Here is a 17,592-nt window from a genome sequence, read left to right as displayed (position 1 = left end):
TGATAATTGGTAAAAAAGAATAAAGAGTCCGCGCCAGGAATGGCGCGGCTTGGGTATCTCTACTGTGTCTCCACGGTTTATTAGGACCATTTTTATCAAATCCTGAGTCCTAATTGAGTTCCTTGATTGATAGCTTGTCGGGCATCCAGCTCAGCTGCTACGTCTGCTCCTCCAATAAGGTGTACTGTTTTTCCCGCTTGTTGTAGTGGTTGATACAGTTCTTTCAGTGGCTCTTGTCCGGCACAAATAACGATGTTATCTACCGCGAGACAGCTCTGTTCTCCATTACAGCTGATATGTAATCCTTGATCATCTATTTTCAGGTATTGCATATTGTTGAGCATTTTCACACCACGCATGTGCAGACTGGTTCTATGCACCCAACCTGTTGTTTTACCTAATCCTTCACCAACTTTTGTAGATTTACGTTGTAATAAATAAATTTTTCGGGGGGAGGATTCTGGCTGAGGGCCTTTTGGAGATAATCCACCACGATGTGTCAGATCTTTATCAATACCCCATTCTTCGCTGAACGCTGTACTATCAAGGCTGGTATTTTTTTCTGGCTGACTTAGATATTCTGCGGTATCAAAACCAATTCCTCCTGCGCCAATGATAGCCACACGTTGACCGACAGCTTTCTTGTCTCTTAATACATCCAGATAGCTCAGCACCTTGTCGTGATGAATACCATCAATAGTGAGTTGGCGAGGTACAATACCACTAGCGATGATTATCTCATCGAAATCAGAGAGTGTTTCTGTAGTTGCGGTCTGATTCAGCCGTATATCAACATGATGAATTTCTAACTGACGCTGAAAATAACGTAATGTTTCATGAAATTCCTCTTTACCAGGGATCTGTTTGGCAATATTGAATTGCCCGCCAATTTGTCCGTCACGTTCAAACAAAGTGACATGATGACCCCGACTGGCAGCCGTCACTGCGAATGACAATCCAGCAGGCCCGGCACCGACAACTGCTAGTTTTTTAGGTACAGAGACAGGTTTGGCAGCCATTTCTGTTTCATGACAAGCGCGGGGATTAACCAAGCAAGAGGCTATTTCACCGACAAAAATTTGGTCCAGGCACGCCTGATTACAGCCAATACAAGTGTTAATCTCATCAGCCCGCCCTTGCTGGGCTTTTAGAACAAATTCAGCGTCAGCCAGAAAAGGTCGTGCCATAGAAACCATATCAGCACAACCTTGTGCCAGCACTTGTTCTGCAATTTGTGGATCATTAATTCTGTTTGTTGTAATCAATGGAATAGAAACTTTCCCCATCAGTTTTCGGGTTACCCAACTAAATCCAGCGCGAGGAACCATAGTGGCAATCGTTGGAATTCGTGCCTCATGCCAGCCAATACCCGTATTGATGATAGATGCTCCTGCTTGCTCAATGGCGACAGCTAATTGTTCGATTTCCTGCCAATTAGACCCCTCTTCTACTAGATCTAACATTGAAAGCCGGTAAATCAGAATAAACTCTTTTCCAGTTGCTTGACGGACAGCTTTGACAATCTCCACAGCTAAGCGCATTCGATTCTCAAAGCTTCCGCCCCATTTATCTTGACGATGATTGGTACGAGCAGTCAAAAACTGGTTAATCAGATACCCTTCAGAACCCATGATTTCCACACCATCATAGCCTGCTTGCTGTGCCAGTTGTGCACAGTGGGCGAAGTCAGCAATTGTTTGCAGAATATCTTCTTCTGTCATTTCACGAGGCATGAATAGATTAATCGGTGCTTGAATAGCAGAGGGGGCGACAAGCTGTGGTTGATAGCTGTAACGGCCAGTATGCAGAATTTGCATTGCAATTTTTCCATCAGCTTGATGAACCGCTTCTGTAATGATTTTGTGGTAGTTAAGCTCTTTCTCATTTGCCAGGAATGCACCGCCTTTTCCTATAACACCTTGTTTATTCGGCGAAATACCTCCGGTGACAATTAATGCTACACCTCCAGCTGCTCGTTCAGCATAAAAACGAGCAAGTCTCTGAGCGCCATCGGGATGTTCTTCCAGCCCAGTGTGCATTGATCCCATAAGAACACGGTTTTTTAGTGTGGTGAATCCTAGATCTAAAGGGGTAAACAGGTGAGGATAGTGGCTCATTGCAATCTCCGTCGGGTGTTTGTCAATCATAATCAGATTATTGTTATTGTGCCCGGAACCACTGGGTAAAATGCCAAGTGGTCCGATGAGGTAATGATTCAAATTTAGATGGAATAAGGTTAATTGGGAAAAAAATGTTAAATGAATGTGATGGATATCATGAAATCTGGCTCTATTATTGGTTCTAATATTTTTTTGAACGAGGGGATAGGAACATAGCAGATTGAAATTGTTAATTTTTTCCAAGTTGTATTAGTTATCATGTTCCACATCAGTGGTCATTTAGCTTTAATGAAAGATGAATTCCTCATATATTAACCTTATTCCGATTTTAGTTACGGGATAGGGTAATGTCTTCTATCTCTTTGATAAAAAGCGATTATTAGGAAAAGGCAAATGACTGAATGGATAACTTTGGTAGGAAAAGGAGTTACTCTAGAACCTCTGACACGCCAGAGGAATGATGAATTTATACAGGCAATTGAAGAGGGGGAATTGTATAAATTGTGGTATACCAGCATTCCTGCTCCGGCTGAGCTAAGTAAAGAAATTGATCGTCGTTTATTTCTGCATGAAAAAGGCGCTATGTTGCCTTTTGCTATTGTTGACCACCGGACAGGCAAAGCGGTTGGAATGACAACTTATATGAGTATTGATCCTAATGCTCGCCGGGTGGAAATTGGTTCCACTTGGTATGCGCGTTCTGCCCAGCGGACACATATCAATACAGAAGCGAAATATCTGCTATTGAAATATGCTTTTGAAGAATTGAATTGTATTGCAGTAGAATTCCGTACCCATTTTTTTAATCATCAGAGCCGGAAAGCGATAGAACGGTTGGGAGCAAAACTCGATGGAATTCTGCGTAATCATACTTTATCTAAAGATGGCAATATCAGGGATACTTGTGTTTACAGCATCATCAGTTGTGAATGGCCTACAGTTAAAACTCATCTTGAATGGCAGATGGTTAAGCCCAGGTAAATTAATTTTAAGATCAGGCCGTCCAGAGAAAGTTGACGGCCTGATTCTAATTTTAATTTGAAGACAGGGAATCCCGCATTTCATTGTCCAGTTCGTCCAGTAATTGATAACGGCGGCGATATTCGGCTCGCTTTTTACTGGCTATATCTTCAAGAGATTTTCTTTCAATGGATAATGGTAAATGAAAATCGTTATTTTTTTTCTTTTCTCCACCCAATGATTCCCAAAAAGCATCATAGTCAGCAACTAATTTGTCTTTCTTTTTATGCCAATAACGCAGGCTCTTGTAGATGTGAGTATCATTGCTGGCTGCCAGAATTTGCTGACATCCAAAGTGAGAGGCAAAGCGGCAGGCGGATTCAAGCAGTAAGCGTTTCGGAAATAATCCATAACAATCTTTCGTTGCATGGCGGATAATGTCAAGGGTCGTATCTTCTTTAGAACCTTGTAGCCCACCAATAAACAGTGTCTTTTTACCGGCAATAGTCAATAGTGTAAAGGCACATTTTGCCAGAATTTTATTATCTTCTGTTCTAATAAATAAAGTGAGTTCACCTTCCTTATTAAAACAGTCCATGGAATCTATAAAAATAGTATAAGTTCCACTTTTACCATTGATAACTGCTAATGGATATGCATTGGAACAAAATATTTTATTAATAATAGACTTCTTTAACCCAGTAAATAAGAGTTGATAATGTTCATTTATTGCACGTAATGTTTGTCCTCTGTTGAAGTTGATACTCAAATAAGGGCGGTGTAACTTAGATGGCAGACATGGCTGCTTTTTCAAAATATCCAGATAAAATGGTGTATTAACTATCTGGTTTAAGAGCTTTAGTGTTGATATTGGCATCAAAGCACTACGCAAAGCAAACTTAGTGCGGTTCTGTGCAGAATACCAATGGGGGCTGGGACTGATTTTTTTTCCGACTAAATCTGTAAACAGTCGAATACCTGAGCTGGCAGGTTGATATATATATTCCATTTCTTTTCTTTCTAAGACGGGCTGAGAACAACTTAAACGATTCATTATACCATTTAAGTGTTAAACAAAACTTCAACAAATTGTAGTTTATGTTTTTAGGCTGAAAAAACAACAATTGTTTGATGGGTGTTTAATTAATGTTTAATAATTAATAGTGTTTTTGTTGTTTGTTTATTATTGGTTTAGTTTTCTGAGATGTTTTTTCGTTGTAAAAGTGTGCAGAAATATGAAAGAAGTTGCTATAGCCTTGTGTAATATCAGATGCCTTTTGACAAATTGAGTAGACTAGTATTAGCTGTAAGTGAACAATATTAGACATGTTTTCTTTAAACGCAATTTAGTAAAGTTATTAGTATTCTTTATATCATTTTATTTTTTATTCTTTGTTTATGTTATTATTAAATATCGCATTTATGCATTTCCCCACTTTTATCATAATGTTGTGATAATCCTCACATATTTTTATTGAATTAATTTACACGGATAGAATATAGACTTTATTTTTATTGTTAATTTATATTCATATTTATTTGGATAGATTACTTAACATTACTTCACCGAAAGAATATTAAAAATGGATGAAATACTTACTCTTGTTGATAAATATGACAACCCTATTGGTTCCGCAGGGAAAATTGATATTCACCAAAGAGGTATGTTACACCGGGCTTTTTCTATATTTATTTTTGATAATAAAGGAAATTTGCTTCTGCAAAAGCGGGCAGCAACCAAATATCATTCAGCTGGACTTTGGACTAACAGTTGTTGCGGTCATCCCCGGATAGGAGAGACACTAGATGCCGCAGCACAACGGCGTCTTAGTGAGGAGATGGGTTTTGATTGTCCATTGATAAAGGTTTCGTCATTTATTTATCACGCGATACTTCCTAATAATTTGATTGAGTACGAATATGATCATATTTTTATTGGGCGATTCGATAAAGAACCGAAAGTTAATCCTGACGAAATATCTGATTATAAATGGATTAATTCATTGAAGTTGCAAGAGCTAATTAATCAGGCTCCGAAGGAATATACAGTTTGGTTCAAAGAAATCATTAGTGGCCTTTCGCATCAAGATCTTGAGGATTGGAAAAGGAAACTCTGGTGACAATGTAATTCATCGGATAATCACAGAATTGAATTATTAGATATAAAGATCTCTTGAAGTTTATTGATACGTCGTAAATCCTGTCAAATAAGGATGCTAATACTGATGCTCTTAACCATTTAATAAGGAAAAGCTCATGAGTAGCTTTAATAATGCGTTGTGCACTGATGTTGAACTTGCCCTACCTTATCATATTATTCGGGGAGAAATCACCGATGACTACGAGAGTAAAGTGGTACAAACCTATTGCGAAGATCCAGAATGCTGGCGCAAAGTGATTGGTGATAGGTTGTTATTCCAGTTCGGTGTTTACGATGATCCTGCGTCAAGGATGCCGGTTTCACTTGATGAATCAGGTGTTCGCTATTTTGATCGTCAGTTGCTATTGGCTGGTTTGGAAACAAAGATAGACAAGCTAGAAATTCGGCGTATCTTGGATATTGGTTGTGGTTGGGGTTATATCCTAAAGTATTTGGCTGAATGTTTTCCTGAGTGTACACGCTTAGATGGCGTGAATATCAGTGAGCAACAGTTGCAGTATTGTGCCAAGTTTTACGCAGAGTATGGATTGTCAGAGCGCATTAACTTGTACCTGTGTAATGCACAAGATATTGATCGCTTACCTGATCCACAAGAGCCTTATGATCTGGTGATTATCCGCGGTGTGATTTCACATTTTCCTAATTCATTGTATGAGAAAGTTATGTGTGCATTGTTCAAACGGATGAGCACAGGTGCTCGGGTGGTAATTTCTGACTGTCTCTATAACGTGACTCTGAATAACTATCAATCGGATATCCCTGACATCATTGATCGCTTCGCTTGTGGTAATCGCAAAACACCCGTTTATTTCAGACAAGTATTGGAAGAAAGTGGTTTCATCGTCAAAGACATGAGAGTATTGCCGTCTAATATTGACTGTGTGCATTGGTTGCTAGACATTAAGGCCAATATTGAGCGGAATTTTCCTGAAGGTGCTAGGGGCGCCTTCGAAGAACTGCGTGTATTGACTGAAAACTTTTCGGTCGCTCTGGTGAAAAATTATGTGTCAACTTATAGCGTTATAGCACAGAAACCATAGTATCAATTTGTTTATTTTCTTGGAGAGATCTCCATAGACGAATTCATGATGAAAGTGATAATGATATTAAAGGAAAAATTATATTTTACGTGAAAAATAAGACCACGAAAGAAAGCCGTGTTTTATCATAGAAATCAGATATAGCACGGCTTTACAGGATATACAGAACTGAAATTGTTTTCTCCTTTTTCAATCGCTACCATCTGATTCATGCTTTCAAGCAGATAGTCAAAAGTTTTTTGTCCATAGATTCTCTGTTGTATGAACATTGTCGCGCATCTAAGCGACGTTGATTATTGCAATTTACTACTAATGGTCTTAAGTACTTTTTTCTTTTGAGGTTAAATCATCTTTTTTATTTTTAGGGTAAATCAAAAGAAGATAGAGATCTCACACCCAAATTTGCTCGCATTGAGGCGCACTCCAAAAGCACGACTAGCGGTGATATTTCCGATCCGTTTCGGCCACGCTATGCCGTTGATGTGCAATGTTAGAGACGCTGGATGTGGTTAAGGAATTGGCTGAACTGACCGCCGCGCATACGCACCACAACACAGGTACGCCGGAGAACGCCAGCGCAATAAGGAGCACGGCCTATAAATCCGATGGGCTGAAACAGAAATATTTGCCAGTGATTGGGTGAATATCATGCCATTTGTGCGGGGTTCTTTACGTTGTACCCTAGGTTGATATTTTATGCTATAGGTATTAGACTTGTTATGTCAGTTAAGGAATATCGCGCTAGGACTGAGGCTACCAATCTCGGTAATAGCATAAAAGATACCCCGCCTTGTATGGGTAAAAACAAAAAAGCCAACTTCACCAGTTGGTTTTTTTGTTTTTACCAACTCATCATTTTAATTGATTGAATCATCTGAAAATAAACCTATAATCAATGGCTGTTAGTTTGGGGTAGCGTTCTGGCCTGTGTATCTTTGACACAAGTTTTCGTAAGTCCTGGCTGAGTACAGGTGGTGCTGATTCAGTGCCTCGGTCAGAGCGCGATATTCCTTAACTGACTTGATGGAAGCCAGCCGGACAGGCAGCGTAAAGGCAATGGCTGGTTAAGTCGTGCTCCTAATAGGAGCAAACGGGTGAAAGCATTTATTGACACTGCTATCATCGTTTTCAAAGCGTTAATCGCGCTTTTAGAGCTGATCCGTGCATTTTTGAAATAGATAACGGAAACGTAGCTAAGGCTATCGGGGTAACCTCCCGGTGGCCTTTAACATTTACCGCTTTTGATCAAGCCGCTGTGTTTTATAATTTCTACCCTTCATAAAAAGCAACCAGATGCATGTAGCGTCATTCATTCATCAACCCACTAAACTACCCTTGTTTAAGTGGACCAATATACTGATCTAACAGCTTAGATTGGGTAATCCCTACTGGATTTGAACTCGTGCTCAAGCGATTATTGCTCCGGTAATATGGGAGGATAGCCAATAGATTAGTGTAGTATAGAAATAACTGATGTGACATCAAAATTGTTTGGTAAATCATTTCGAACGGTTCGTTTGATAGGCTGCTCATTTTCATCAAAATACCGACTGGGCCATATCTCAGCAGGAGTTACACCAATTTCCTGAGCTATCAATAATTCCCCTTTAGGCCAGGGCCGCGTTAAAGCATTGGCTAATGTTGAAGAGTTTAAACCGTGCTCTCTGGACAATGATGCCAGCGTTTTATTCTTCTTGCGTATCGCAGCGATAATATCGGCGGTATGCCAGTTTTTTTCATATTCCTGCTTACCTCTTTGGTGATGGCGATCCAAACAGGGTTCGCAGTACCGGAGAACATCCAATCCGGCGAGGCCCTGCCTTAACCGCCATAGAAAGAGCGATAACAGGCACACTGGTAAGAAAATAACCTTACCAGTGGGATGTTCGTTCAAGGCTGCGACCCCCTGACCATCGGATTTTGCCAACGGCAGTGCTCAAGAATCAAATAAACACTTTAGTGACGGTTTGTCTCGCTGCACTTATGACGAAAACGGCACTACACCGCACCTGCCTGCTGCCTGCACGTTTTGGATCAAAAGTTTTTTCAGTTTTAAAATCCTACGAATCGAATAGTTAAACCGTGCCAATACTGGCATTGAGAGAGAAACAACAAATTGAAATGATTGAAAAGATTTTCAGGAAATTCCAGTTTTGGATCAAAATAGGAGCACGGAAAAAACCCAATGCATTGATATTAAATAAAAAAATTATATTTTACGTAAAAAATAAAATCAAGAAGGAAAGCCGTGCTTTATCATAGAAATCAGATAGAGCGCGGCTTTACAGGATATACAGAACTGGAATTATTTTCTCCTTTTGCATTACGACAAGGAGAAAGTGAAAGTATTAAAGTGTGCTTAATTCATTAATAAGCGCAGGATTACGTTCAAGCATCTTAAGTAGTTTCAGTGATGAACCAGAAGGAATGCGGCGGTGCTGTTCCCAGCTTTGAATTAGAGATGCTGAAACACCAACAACTTCGGCAAATTCACTTTGTTTTAAGCCAAAGGTTTCACGTAAGTTTTTTACATCAGGCAGGTGATGGTAATGGATATTTTCATCAGAAACAGAAAGTTCGCCTTTTTCAATTGCTACCATCTGATTCATGCTTTCAACCAGATCGTTAAAAAGTTTTGTGTCCATAGTCTCTCCTGTTGTATGAACATTGCCGCGTATCTGCGCGGTGTTGATTACTATAATTTGCTACTGATGGCTTTAAGTACCTCTTTTTCTTTTGGAGTTAAATCATCTTTTTTATTTTTAGGGTAAATCAAAAGGAGATAGAGTCTTCCAGTTTTGGTTATGGCATAGTAGATAATTCTTACTCCGCCACGTTTTCCTATTCTTTCTCGTTGCCAACGAATCTTTTTACATCCTCCAGTAGCGCTGATGGTACTACCCTGTTCGTGATTCTTTAGTAAGTGCTCCTGTAATAGCCTAAATTCATCATCGGTTAACAGTTCTGCTCGTTCCCTACTAAATACGGGAGTTTCGATAAAAACCAGATATTCCATAAAAAACATCCTTGCCTATATATGGAAATATAGTATTCGTACGCAGTACGACAGTCAAGATCAAACCGTATTGGAGACTAGATCTTAATGCACATGGAAAATTTTAGTTGACCTTCTGATAGCAGTTTGTCGCACGAGGATTCAAAACCTCAACAAACACGAACACCTTAGTCACGGTTTGTCTCGCTGCACTTATGACGAAATAAACGAACTTATGACGAAAACGGCACTACATCGCACCCGCCTGCACGTTTTGGATCAAAAAATTTTTTCAGTTTTAAAATCCACAAGTTAAACTGCCAAACTGCCAAACTGCCAAACTGCCAAACTGCCAAACTGCCAAACTGCCAAACTGCCAAACTGCCAAACTGCCAAACTGCCAAACTGCCAAACCGCGCTAGAACTGGCGGTGTGAGAGAAATCACAAACTGAAAGGTTTGAAAAGATTTTCAGGAAATTTCAGTTTTTGGATCAAGAGCGGATCACAGAGATAAATTCAATATCATGATAATAAAGAGAAAATTCTATTTTACGTGAGAAGTAAGATCACATAGTAAGGCTACAACGAGCAGTAATGACAAGGTCTTGCAGTCATTTGGAAACTGAAATTAATAGAATTGGTAAATTTATTTTTACTGCCTGAAATTTTTTTTATTTGGCTCCATTGCGAGTAGAAATAAGGCACAAAAAAGAATAGGAGCGGAGACCGTTCGAAAATCTCGTGCGACACTTTTGCGACACTTTGCTATAGGCATAAAAAAACCACTCTTACTTGAGTGGTCTATCTATCTGTTTTCACAGCTAAAATCTGGTGGCCCCTACTGGACTTGAACCAGTGACCAAGCGATTATGAGTGTATAGAGCTATCATTCAAAACAACTAGATACAGCGAAAACCGCCGCTCACAACGCCTGATTTCGCAAAAGTTAGCAAAACATCGAATACACATGAAAACTTTCACGTCCCACATCCGTCCCAGTCATCTTCGCTATCACTTAGGCAGTCTATTCCAGATAGCTCAAAACCAAGGTATGAGTAGTTAATTCACTTAATCAATCGCAGCTAATCGACGTAGACCCCAAAGAACGGATGATAACGCCATGTTTCTTTGTCGTCTTTTTTTCTAAGACAAATCTCACCAAAATGTTGGCTTACATTCCTTAACTCCATTTCTTTGGTATCAGCCAAATTCTGGTAAATTGTCTCAGTATCAAGTTCAATCCAGGCACTCACACCCGGCGCAAACGATAATTCCGATACATAATCAAAAGATCTACTTTCTTTGATTCCTACAGGGTCACTAGCCAACGTCACAAATGTTGCCGCTTCCCCTTCTTCTTCAAGCCACAAATAATATAATTCGTCGGGTTCTGACTGACGAAATGGCTTATGACGCTGTAATTCCGCACACCATGAAGCCTGTTCTCGCCACCAAAAAGCAGCACAATAACGATATTCATTAGGATCACCTTGAAGCTCTTCCCACAAACGTTGATGTTCTAGATCAACCAGATTTCCAAACGGTAAACTATTCCCAGCTCCATCGCGTTCCTTTATTCTGGGTAATGCACTGATTAATTCATACTGATAAGGTTCCAGTAATTCATATAAATCATGGCTGGCAAGGCGATAATTCGTTGACTCAAACCCTGGGCGACAATAAGCCGGATGTTCTAAATTAGTCGCCTTCAGTGCCTCATAGTTTTTCGCTAGAATATGAAGATTGGGCATCTTTGGCTCTTTTTGCCGATGCCGTTGGATACGTCCGGCAAGTTGTATCAATGAACGCATTGAACTCGGCTCTGCAATGCTCCAATCGTAATCATGATCCCGACCAACTTCAGCGACAGATGTGGCGAGTACGACAAAAATATGATGCTTCTCTGGCAGCTCCTCTAATGCCTTACGGATTTCTGCCACCTGCCACAATGCCTTTTCATCGTAACGCGTTAATGTGGAATCCAACCGATGTTCAAGATGGGAACGTACCGCCAATGGATGCTGGCTGTGATAGATACAATAATGGATATGTATATTTTTAGGGGCCGGTATCTGTAATAATCTCTGTGTTACAGCAACCAGTGGATCAATATTTGCCATGCGAATTAAGCCAATAGATACCGTTTTGCCCGATGGGTGGCGCTGATAATGTTCTCTACGTAGTTTCAACATGGAACGATACATCACCTTTGCCATGGTCTGAATTTCGATCTTTGTTGTATATTTATGATTTTCAACCGTTATAGGCACCAACTCTGCTTTACGTAATGGCACCTGTTTTTCTAAACAGCTCACACGCTTGACGACAAAGGCATCATGCTGATCTTTAAACTGCTGCGCATTGATAACATCCAGTTGCGCCACATTATATTCATCAAACCAAGCACAACAGATATTCACTGGGGCGCCTGGTTGACCACATGCCAACTGGTAATCTTGACGTCCGGCCCGATAAGCATTGAACAATGTCTGAATTTGCGCTGGGGGTAACGTGGCAGATGAAAGCAACACCCGTGAACCCAATAGTCCTGCCCAATTCACTAATCGGCATAAAGCTGACAAATCGTTAATATCAAAATCATCTGGCTCATCTAACACCAAATCAGATGTGAGTAATCTCAGCATGGGTGCAATTTGCTTCCCACCACGAATTCCTTCAGTAGCCGGAATTAAATGGTCAATGGTTGCCACCAAAACAGGTGCGCTAAGCAGCCGATTAAGTTTATTATCTTTACGTAGCCAATGACTCAGACGCCCATCATCTAAGCTGCCGTCGTAACTAATATATTGATGCTCTGCAAATAACTCTTCCGCAGATATACTGCCCACGTCAGGCTCCAGCGCCTTTTGCTGGAGGTAATGTAACTCCTTCACTGCTTGCGAACCAATCAGTACCGCTAAATCATCTTCTTCTAAATGCAGCCTTTTACGTAATGCCCCACCCGTTTGTAACGTTAACGTTCTTAACCCTAAGGCAATAGAAAAACGGCATCCTTGTTTTTCATCCGCTAATCCATACATGATGCGTGCATTCGCAAACGTTTTACCACAACCCGTAGAAGCCATATTAATACCAAAAAAGCCCTGCTCTGCTGAACGCTCACGTAAAGCACATGCAACATCAAATGCCTGATCCTGCCAGCGATATTTTTCATCTTTACTGCGTTGTTTAAATCCTTTATGGCGGGTAATCGCAGGCAGCGTTTTACGAATATGCGGCAAACTTCTCCCCAGTAATAAAGCATTCTGTCCGACACCAATATTGTGTTCATCTAACTGCTGTTTGCACTCGCCAGTGGTTCTGTCGGTATTGGCAAATACATTATAGTTGACATCCTGCCAACCCAAAGTTGCTGGCAATGATGAATAATGATAATCGGCTAGCATTAAAATCAATCGCGACATATGGCTAGTAAAACGCTGATTCAGATTGCCATATTGCAATAATGATGTTGATTGCAGCGCTCTTCGCGCAAATTTTTGCGCTTTCTGACACCAAGTCTGACTACGGATAGGTGTACCATTTGGGAATGTCCAAACATCACGCTTATCCTGAATACTCCAAACCTTCTTATCCATGTTGACTGAGTTCCACGATGGTTCTAAGTACTTAGTCAACCAATTATCAATGTATTTCAATTGCGGTTCGTTTGAATAATTACTGTCATAAGAAGGATAAACAGGCAAACGATGATGAGAGAGGATTAGCCAGGCGACAGTAGTTGCCAATGGTGGTAAATTAACAAAAGGGTTTACATAGGGAACAATACCATCCTTAATCAAATGGGAAAGAATCTTATCCTCATTACCAGAATCAATCTGACTCAACGAAGTCAGCCATTCCTTATCATTTTGCTTATCAACAAATGCCTGAAATAACCGCAGAGATACCCATTCATGTCGGTACGGTTGAAACCGCCCATCTCCTTGTAAACCTTGCTGGAACAATGCATTAGCTTTACCAAAATCATGAAATAGTCCGGCAATTGCTGCCAGTAAACTGATAGCTTCTACGCAATGCCAGTGATTTTCATCCTGACTTTTCAACACATCACACTGTGTCGTATTGGTGGGTACACCCCCCCGTGAGTTAAAACGTCGTAAATTCCCGACTATCCATAACAGCTCAATTTGGCCGCCTTTTATCCAATGGCAGGCCACCGCCGTATTACGACGTGCCGTTTTACGTAACAGCTTACGTAAAGTACTTAAGCCTTCCAGTGTGATAGCCGTTTGCCAGATTCTATCACCTTTACGTTCTGCAAATTGATCCAGAATTCGGCGGGTTTCCGTTAGTGCGCGTTTGTTACATTGAGATACCAAGAGAATATTCATCGTGCCACCTGATTCAGTTGTTGAGGGATTGTTTGTAAAGCATCAATCATAGCGTCCAATACATCTCTTTTTTGAAATCATTAACATAATAATCATAATTATGTGATGCAAATCACGCATATAATCAAAAAATGATTATTGACATATTGCAATATAGTCAAAAATTGATTATATTGATTACATCAACAACAAACGGAGATTAAAAAATGTCACAACAATCTAAATTTAACATTAAAGAATACTTAGAAGAAAAATTAAGCAGTAAATCAGAGTATTTTACCGTTGAGTGCGACTCAATAGATGAGTTAATGCAGGTATCCCAATTCTTGTCTGAAAGACATATTATGTTTGAAGTACACTTTGAGCGTTCACGCTGGTATGTAAAGGCTAACAATAAGCCTCGCAATGCAAAAACGAGATCTCACATAAAGTTTGCCGAAGAAAATTCAAAACGAACTTACTATGTATCTTGCGATTTCATCAGTCCATTTTATGGTTCGGTAAGAGCTATTGCTAATTACGAGATAAACGAAGAATATCGTGATTGCAATGGTGGTGCCAGTGTTTGTACTTTCGATTATTGCGGAGAAGTAGAAGAACATCTCGGTGATATGCTGTTGCCGCGTAGAGAAGATAGCAGAAATGATAGAGAGTATGAAAAAGCAGTAGAAGAGAAATTAGTAGATTTCATTATGAATTGCATTGAACCCAAACAACAAAAAGAAAAAGAAAATCGTGATAAAAAAGAGAAAATTGATAAAGAGCGAGAATTACGTGGCGAACGCAAACAAAGGATCATTGATTAAAAATGAATAATGATTTCACGCCATTAACATTAACTCAATATATTGATTGCTACTTTGGTGGCAATCAATCCAAGTTTGCGCAACATATGCATGTTACCCCGCAACAAGTCGCAAAGTGGATAGCGGGCAACTGGATTGTAGTTAACGATATTTTATATAGTCCAAAGAGGAGAATAGAAAATGCATATCGACTACGCAATTGAAAGTTATAAGAGATACTTGGAAATTTCAAAAAATAGAAATTCAGCTGATAAAGATTTTATCAACTTTATTTGTTGTGAACCTGAAATTATTAAATCAGCGGAACTGATAGCAAGAAAAGGAAATAATAACATTGAATTTATTTCAAGTCTTTGCAATTCTATTCGTGATACGTTTAATTCAAAATACAAAACAATCACACAAAATCAAAAATATGCTTTGAGTAATTTTTTAATTAAAAATACAACGCCGGTTGAACTGATAGCTATTACTTGTGACATGCAAATTGATGACGTCATTTCAAAGTTGGAAATTGATGGGTTTGAAAATAGTGATATTAAGATTGGATACGGTAACAAATCAGCAGATGAAGATAAAAATTTTAGGGCATGGAAAGAAGGTGCAATTACGCCCGTTAAGGATATTAATGGTAAATGGATGGATAAGGCAACAGGTAAAATGTATAATGATGAATTTGATTATATAGATATGAGAGGAAAAGAATTATCACCCGCTGCAACATTGGCAAAAAACGGCTCAAAATTTAATGGACTTAAGCCCCTCAAAGGAACAAACAGACAAATAGAATGGGCTGAGAAAATAAGATTTGAAAAAGTAAGATCCATGACAGATTCTCAGCTGTCGATCGTTAAATTGGGAAATGCACATACATACAAAGCTACATTTTGGATAAATAATCGAAATGAAGAGAATGATTTTATAGTTGATACAATAGAAACTTTGTATACAAAAAATGGCAAAAAATGAAACTACGCGATTATCAACAAGAAATCTTTGATTTAATTACATCGGCAACAACAAATGATTTAATTCAGCTAGATACCGGCGCGGGAAAAACACCGATTGAGGCCGCATTGTGCGGCTGGGCTGAACATTCAATTATTGTTGCACATAGAAATATTTTAATTTCACAATGCAGTGAAAAACTCGCCGCATTCGGTATCATGCATGATACAATTAGTACTGAGCACACACGCCGCAGGTGTATGTTAGCACATAAAAAACATGGAAAAAATTTCATATCACGCGGTAACAAAAAAACCTTAGTTGCCAGTATTGATAGTCTGATTTCTCGCTATAAGCGCGGGAAACTTGATCTTGATACACATTTATCATGGCTTATAGTGATAGATGAAGCGCATCATATTGTACCAGACAACAAATGGGGCGACTTGCTTGATATTTTTCACAATTCAAGAGTAATTGGATTTACAGCAACACCAGGAAGAATGGACGGCCAAAGTTTATCTCGAAAAAAAGGCGGTGTTTTTGATAAGCTCGTTCAATGCGAATATCTGAAAGATAATAGTATAAGCAAACTAATAAGTAAAAATATATTAAGTGGATTTAAATTTTATTCACCCGAATTTTATGAAACATCTCATCGTCATCGAATAAGATCTGACACGTTACTTATTGCTAATGATCCAATTAAAATATATAAAAAATTTATGAATAACAGGCGCACAATTATGATGTGCGCAACAATTAAAAATGCAGAAGAACATGCGATTCTTTTTAGAGACGCAGGAATCTCTGCGGGTTGCATCAGTTCGAATATGTCTGCTGTGAACGTATCGCGCATCATTGATTTATTTTCAGCGGGTAAAATAAAAGTACTCTGCAATGTTGATATGGTTGGAGAAGGATTTGATTTACCCGCCGTTGATGGCTTAATCATGGCGAGGCAAACAAAATCATTCATTATGTATAGACAGTGGATTGGACGCGCACTCAGAACCAACCCCGGCAAAGATATTGCAATTATCGTTGATTTGGTCGGAAATGCGAATGATCACGGTTATCCGGATGATAATATCATATGGGATATTGATAATCCGCCGCACACACCATCCGCTATTAAAAACGCACCATGCCGGTATTGCGGATTCTGGTATCCTATTATTGATATGTATTGTCCTGATTGCGGTGAAGAAAATATTTTACATAATAGAAGACAATCTATTACACCATATAAGGAAATTTATAATTTAGATATTGAACTGATTGAATCGTCACGCAAAGAAGCAGACATAAGATATCTTCAAAAAAAGAAAGAAATGGAGATAGAAAAGATTAATGATTGTTTCGAATACTACGGACATGCTGGCAGAACTGCAAGCCGCATCAGAGAAAAATTTATAGAATCTATATATAAAAGCGGCATTGAAATCATAAAAATAAATGAATTTATTGAAAAGACTCAATATATTGATTTTTGGTTTAGTAATTTTACAGCGAAAGATGCTGACAATCTCAGCACAAAAAAAGCATTAAGGATATTTAAAGAATGGCAAAAATCGAATTAACTTGCGGGAAAGCCGAAGATTACAGTTTGTCTGCTGACATGATTCTAACGGACCCTCCTTTTAATATGGACGGTAAAAAGCTTAGAACAATTATAGATAATCAACAATGCAATCATTTGGTTCTCATAACAACAATGCGGCAACTTCTTGATTTTATGTCAGCCCCTGGCTGGGAATTATCATTTGATTTTGTTCTTGATGCTGTCGCACCAAAAAAATCACGTAATCTTTCACAGCCCAATTACACCCATCAAACAGGCGTATATTTGTATCGAACTGGCGAAAAATCATTATTTAATCGAAAATTGCGGCAACGCTCTGATGTATTTGAAGCAAACGGATATTGGCCTACAATTTTCCATGCGCCACGCGAACGAATGCAAGAGCACGGCATGGCTAAAAACATTGATGCTATCACTGATTTATTGGGAAGCTTTGACAATATCTCCAGTGTTGCTGATTTGTTTGCAGGCAGTGGAACTACAGCTATCGCAGCATTTGAACTCGATATTGACTGTAAATTGATTGAATTTGATGAAAAACATTGCAGAAATATAATGAAGATCTTTAGTTTTATGGGTGCAAAACTTATGCATCATGGACTTGATACATAAAAACGATAA

General features: G+C 39.1%; 15 protein-coding genes. 9 read left to right on the top strand and 6 right to left on the bottom strand.

The features are described from left to right. Window positions 1–95: 95 nt before the first annotated feature. Window positions 96–2,117 (bottom strand): oxidoreductase, encoded by a 2,022-nt coding sequence (locus BDD30_RS08330; RefSeq protein ID WP_015835711.1) that lies wholly within the window; start codon window positions 2,115–2,117, stop codon window positions 96–98. Between the two features lie 396 nt (window positions 2,118–2,513). Here BDD30_RS08330 and BDD30_RS08325 point away from each other — a divergent pair, with 396 nt between their 5' ends. Next, on the top strand, window positions 2,514–3,101 hold the full coding sequence (locus BDD30_RS08325) for a GNAT family N-acetyltransferase (RefSeq protein ID WP_015835710.1): 588 nt from the start codon (window positions 2,514–2,516) through the stop codon (window positions 3,099–3,101). 52 nt (window positions 3,102–3,153) lie between these two features. On the opposite strand, the gene BDD30_RS08320 is transcribed toward BDD30_RS08325, so the two are convergent. Continuing rightward, window positions 3,154–4,134, bottom strand: a complete 981-nt coding sequence (locus tag BDD30_RS08320; RefSeq protein ID WP_231849151.1) for a VirK/YbjX family protein — start codon at window positions 4,132–4,134, stop codon at window positions 3,154–3,156. Window positions 4,135–4,663: 529 nt separating this feature from the next. On the opposite strand from BDD30_RS08320, the gene idi reads away from it, so the two are divergent. The 4 genes from idi (at window position 4,664) to dinQ (ending at window position 7,459) form a co-directional block, all read left to right on the top strand. Further along, window positions 4,664–5,200 (top strand): isopentenyl-diphosphate Delta-isomerase, encoded by a 537-nt coding sequence (gene idi / locus BDD30_RS08315; RefSeq protein WP_015835708.1) that lies wholly within the window; start codon window positions 4,664–4,666, stop codon window positions 5,198–5,200. 136 nt (window positions 5,201–5,336) lie between these two features. Next, on the top strand, window positions 5,337–6,281 hold the full coding sequence (locus tag BDD30_RS08310; protein ID WP_015835707.1) for an SAM-dependent methyltransferase: 945 nt from the start codon (window positions 5,337–5,339) through the stop codon (window positions 6,279–6,281). A 487-nt stretch (window positions 6,282–6,768) separates the two neighbouring features. Further along, a complete protein-coding gene (locus BDD30_RS23530; protein ID WP_015835705.1) occupies window positions 6,769–6,924 on the top strand; it encodes a hypothetical protein in 156 nt (51 codons plus the stop codon). Between the two features lie 463 nt (window positions 6,925–7,387). Beyond that, entirely contained in the window at window positions 7,388–7,459 is a 72-nt protein-coding gene (gene dinQ, locus BDD30_RS25010; protein ID WP_387795826.1) for a damage-inducible type I toxin DinQ, read from the top strand. A gap of 272 nt (window positions 7,460–7,731) precedes the next feature. Here the strand turns inward: dinQ and BDD30_RS08300 are convergent, their stop codons facing one another. The 4 genes from BDD30_RS08300 to cas3f all read right to left on the bottom strand — a co-directional run bounded on the left by BDD30_RS08300 (window position 7,732) and on the right by cas3f (window position 13,632). Then, the gene (locus BDD30_RS08300) at window positions 7,732–8,055 is read right to left on the bottom strand and encodes a helix-turn-helix domain-containing protein (protein ID WP_049795270.1); all 324 of its coding nucleotides are present in this window, start codon (window positions 8,053–8,055) and stop codon (window positions 7,732–7,734) included. A gap of 574 nt (window positions 8,056–8,629) precedes the next feature. After that, window positions 8,630–8,926 (bottom strand): NadS family protein, encoded by a 297-nt coding sequence (gene nadS, locus BDD30_RS08290; protein ID WP_015835702.1) that lies wholly within the window; start codon window positions 8,924–8,926, stop codon window positions 8,630–8,632. A gap of 50 nt (window positions 8,927–8,976) precedes the next feature. Next, entirely contained in the window at window positions 8,977–9,297 is a 321-nt protein-coding gene (locus tag BDD30_RS08285) for a type II toxin-antitoxin system RelE/ParE family toxin (protein ID WP_015835701.1), read from the bottom strand. Between the two features lie 1,062 nt (window positions 9,298–10,359). Continuing rightward, entirely contained in the window at window positions 10,360–13,632 is a 3,273-nt protein-coding gene (cas3f, locus tag BDD30_RS08275) for a type I-F CRISPR-associated helicase Cas3f (RefSeq protein ID WP_015835700.1), read from the bottom strand. A 206-nt stretch (window positions 13,633–13,838) separates the two neighbouring features. Between cas3f and BDD30_RS08270 the strand changes: the two genes are divergently transcribed. The 4 genes from BDD30_RS08270 to BDD30_RS08250 all read left to right on the top strand — a co-directional run bounded on the left by BDD30_RS08270 (window position 13,839) and on the right by BDD30_RS08250 (window position 17,583). Next, the gene (locus BDD30_RS08270) at window positions 13,839–14,438 is read left to right on the top strand and encodes a hypothetical protein (RefSeq protein ID WP_015835699.1); all 600 of its coding nucleotides are present in this window, start codon (window positions 13,839–13,841) and stop codon (window positions 14,436–14,438) included. Between the two features lie 180 nt (window positions 14,439–14,618). Then, the gene (locus BDD30_RS08260) at window positions 14,619–15,407 is read left to right on the top strand and encodes a hypothetical protein (protein ID WP_049795223.1); all 789 of its coding nucleotides are present in this window, start codon (window positions 14,619–14,621) and stop codon (window positions 15,405–15,407) included. Then, on the top strand, window positions 15,404–16,969 hold the full coding sequence (locus tag BDD30_RS08255) for a DEAD/DEAH box helicase (protein ID WP_015835697.1): 1,566 nt from the start codon (window positions 15,404–15,406) through the stop codon (window positions 16,967–16,969). The genes BDD30_RS08260 and BDD30_RS08255 overlap by 4 nt, the downstream gene beginning before the upstream one ends. After that, window positions 16,951–17,583, top strand: a complete 633-nt coding sequence (locus tag BDD30_RS08250; RefSeq protein WP_015835696.1) for a DNA methyltransferase — start codon at window positions 16,951–16,953, stop codon at window positions 17,581–17,583. The genes BDD30_RS08255 and BDD30_RS08250 overlap by 19 nt, the downstream gene beginning before the upstream one ends. The last annotated feature ends 9 nt before the right edge of the window (window positions 17,584–17,592 follow it).

It is taken from the genome of Photorhabdus asymbiotica (genome assembly GCF_003634575.1).
GTDB lineage: Bacteria > Pseudomonadota > Gammaproteobacteria > Enterobacterales > Enterobacteriaceae > Photorhabdus > Photorhabdus asymbiotica.
Note: the sequence above shows the minus strand (reverse complement) of the source record. Positions and strands in the feature narration are given on the sequence as shown.

Bases quoted from the DNA above. Each gene is read 5' to 3' on its own strand.
- BDD30_RS08250 (WP_015835696.1), top strand. From the start codon at position 16,951: ATGGCAAAAATCGAATTAACTTGCGGGAAAGCCGAAGATTACAGTTTG.
- BDD30_RS08260 (WP_049795223.1), top strand. From the start codon at position 14,619: ATGCATATCGACTACGCAATTGAAAGTTATAAGAGATACTTGGAAATT.
- BDD30_RS08270 (WP_015835699.1), top strand. From the start codon at position 13,839: ATGTCACAACAATCTAAATTTAACATTAAAGAATACTTAGAAGAAAAA.
- nadS (WP_015835702.1), bottom strand. From the start codon at position 8,926: ATGGACACAAAACTTTTTAACGATCTGGTTGAAAGCATGAATCAGATG.
- cas3f (WP_015835700.1), bottom strand. From the start codon at position 13,632: ATGAATATTCTCTTGGTATCTCAATGTAACAAACGCGCACTAACGGAA.
- BDD30_RS08310 (WP_015835707.1), top strand. From the start codon at position 5,337: ATGAGTAGCTTTAATAATGCGTTGTGCACTGATGTTGAACTTGCCCTA.
- BDD30_RS08325 (WP_015835710.1), top strand. From the start codon at position 2,514: ATGACTGAATGGATAACTTTGGTAGGAAAAGGAGTTACTCTAGAACCT.
- BDD30_RS08255 (WP_015835697.1), top strand. From the start codon at position 15,404: ATGAAACTACGCGATTATCAACAAGAAATCTTTGATTTAATTACATCG.
- BDD30_RS08320 (WP_231849151.1), bottom strand. From the start codon at position 4,134: ATGAATCGTTTAAGTTGTTCTCAGCCCGTCTTAGAAAGAAAAGAAATG.
- idi (WP_015835708.1), top strand. From the start codon at position 4,664: ATGGATGAAATACTTACTCTTGTTGATAAATATGACAACCCTATTGGT.
- BDD30_RS23530 (WP_015835705.1), top strand. From the start codon at position 6,769: ATGTTAGAGACGCTGGATGTGGTTAAGGAATTGGCTGAACTGACCGCC.
- BDD30_RS08330 (WP_015835711.1), bottom strand. From the start codon at position 2,117: ATGAGCCACTATCCTCACCTGTTTACCCCTTTAGATCTAGGATTCACC.
- BDD30_RS08285 (WP_015835701.1), bottom strand. From the start codon at position 9,297: ATGGAATATCTGGTTTTTATCGAAACTCCCGTATTTAGTAGGGAACGA.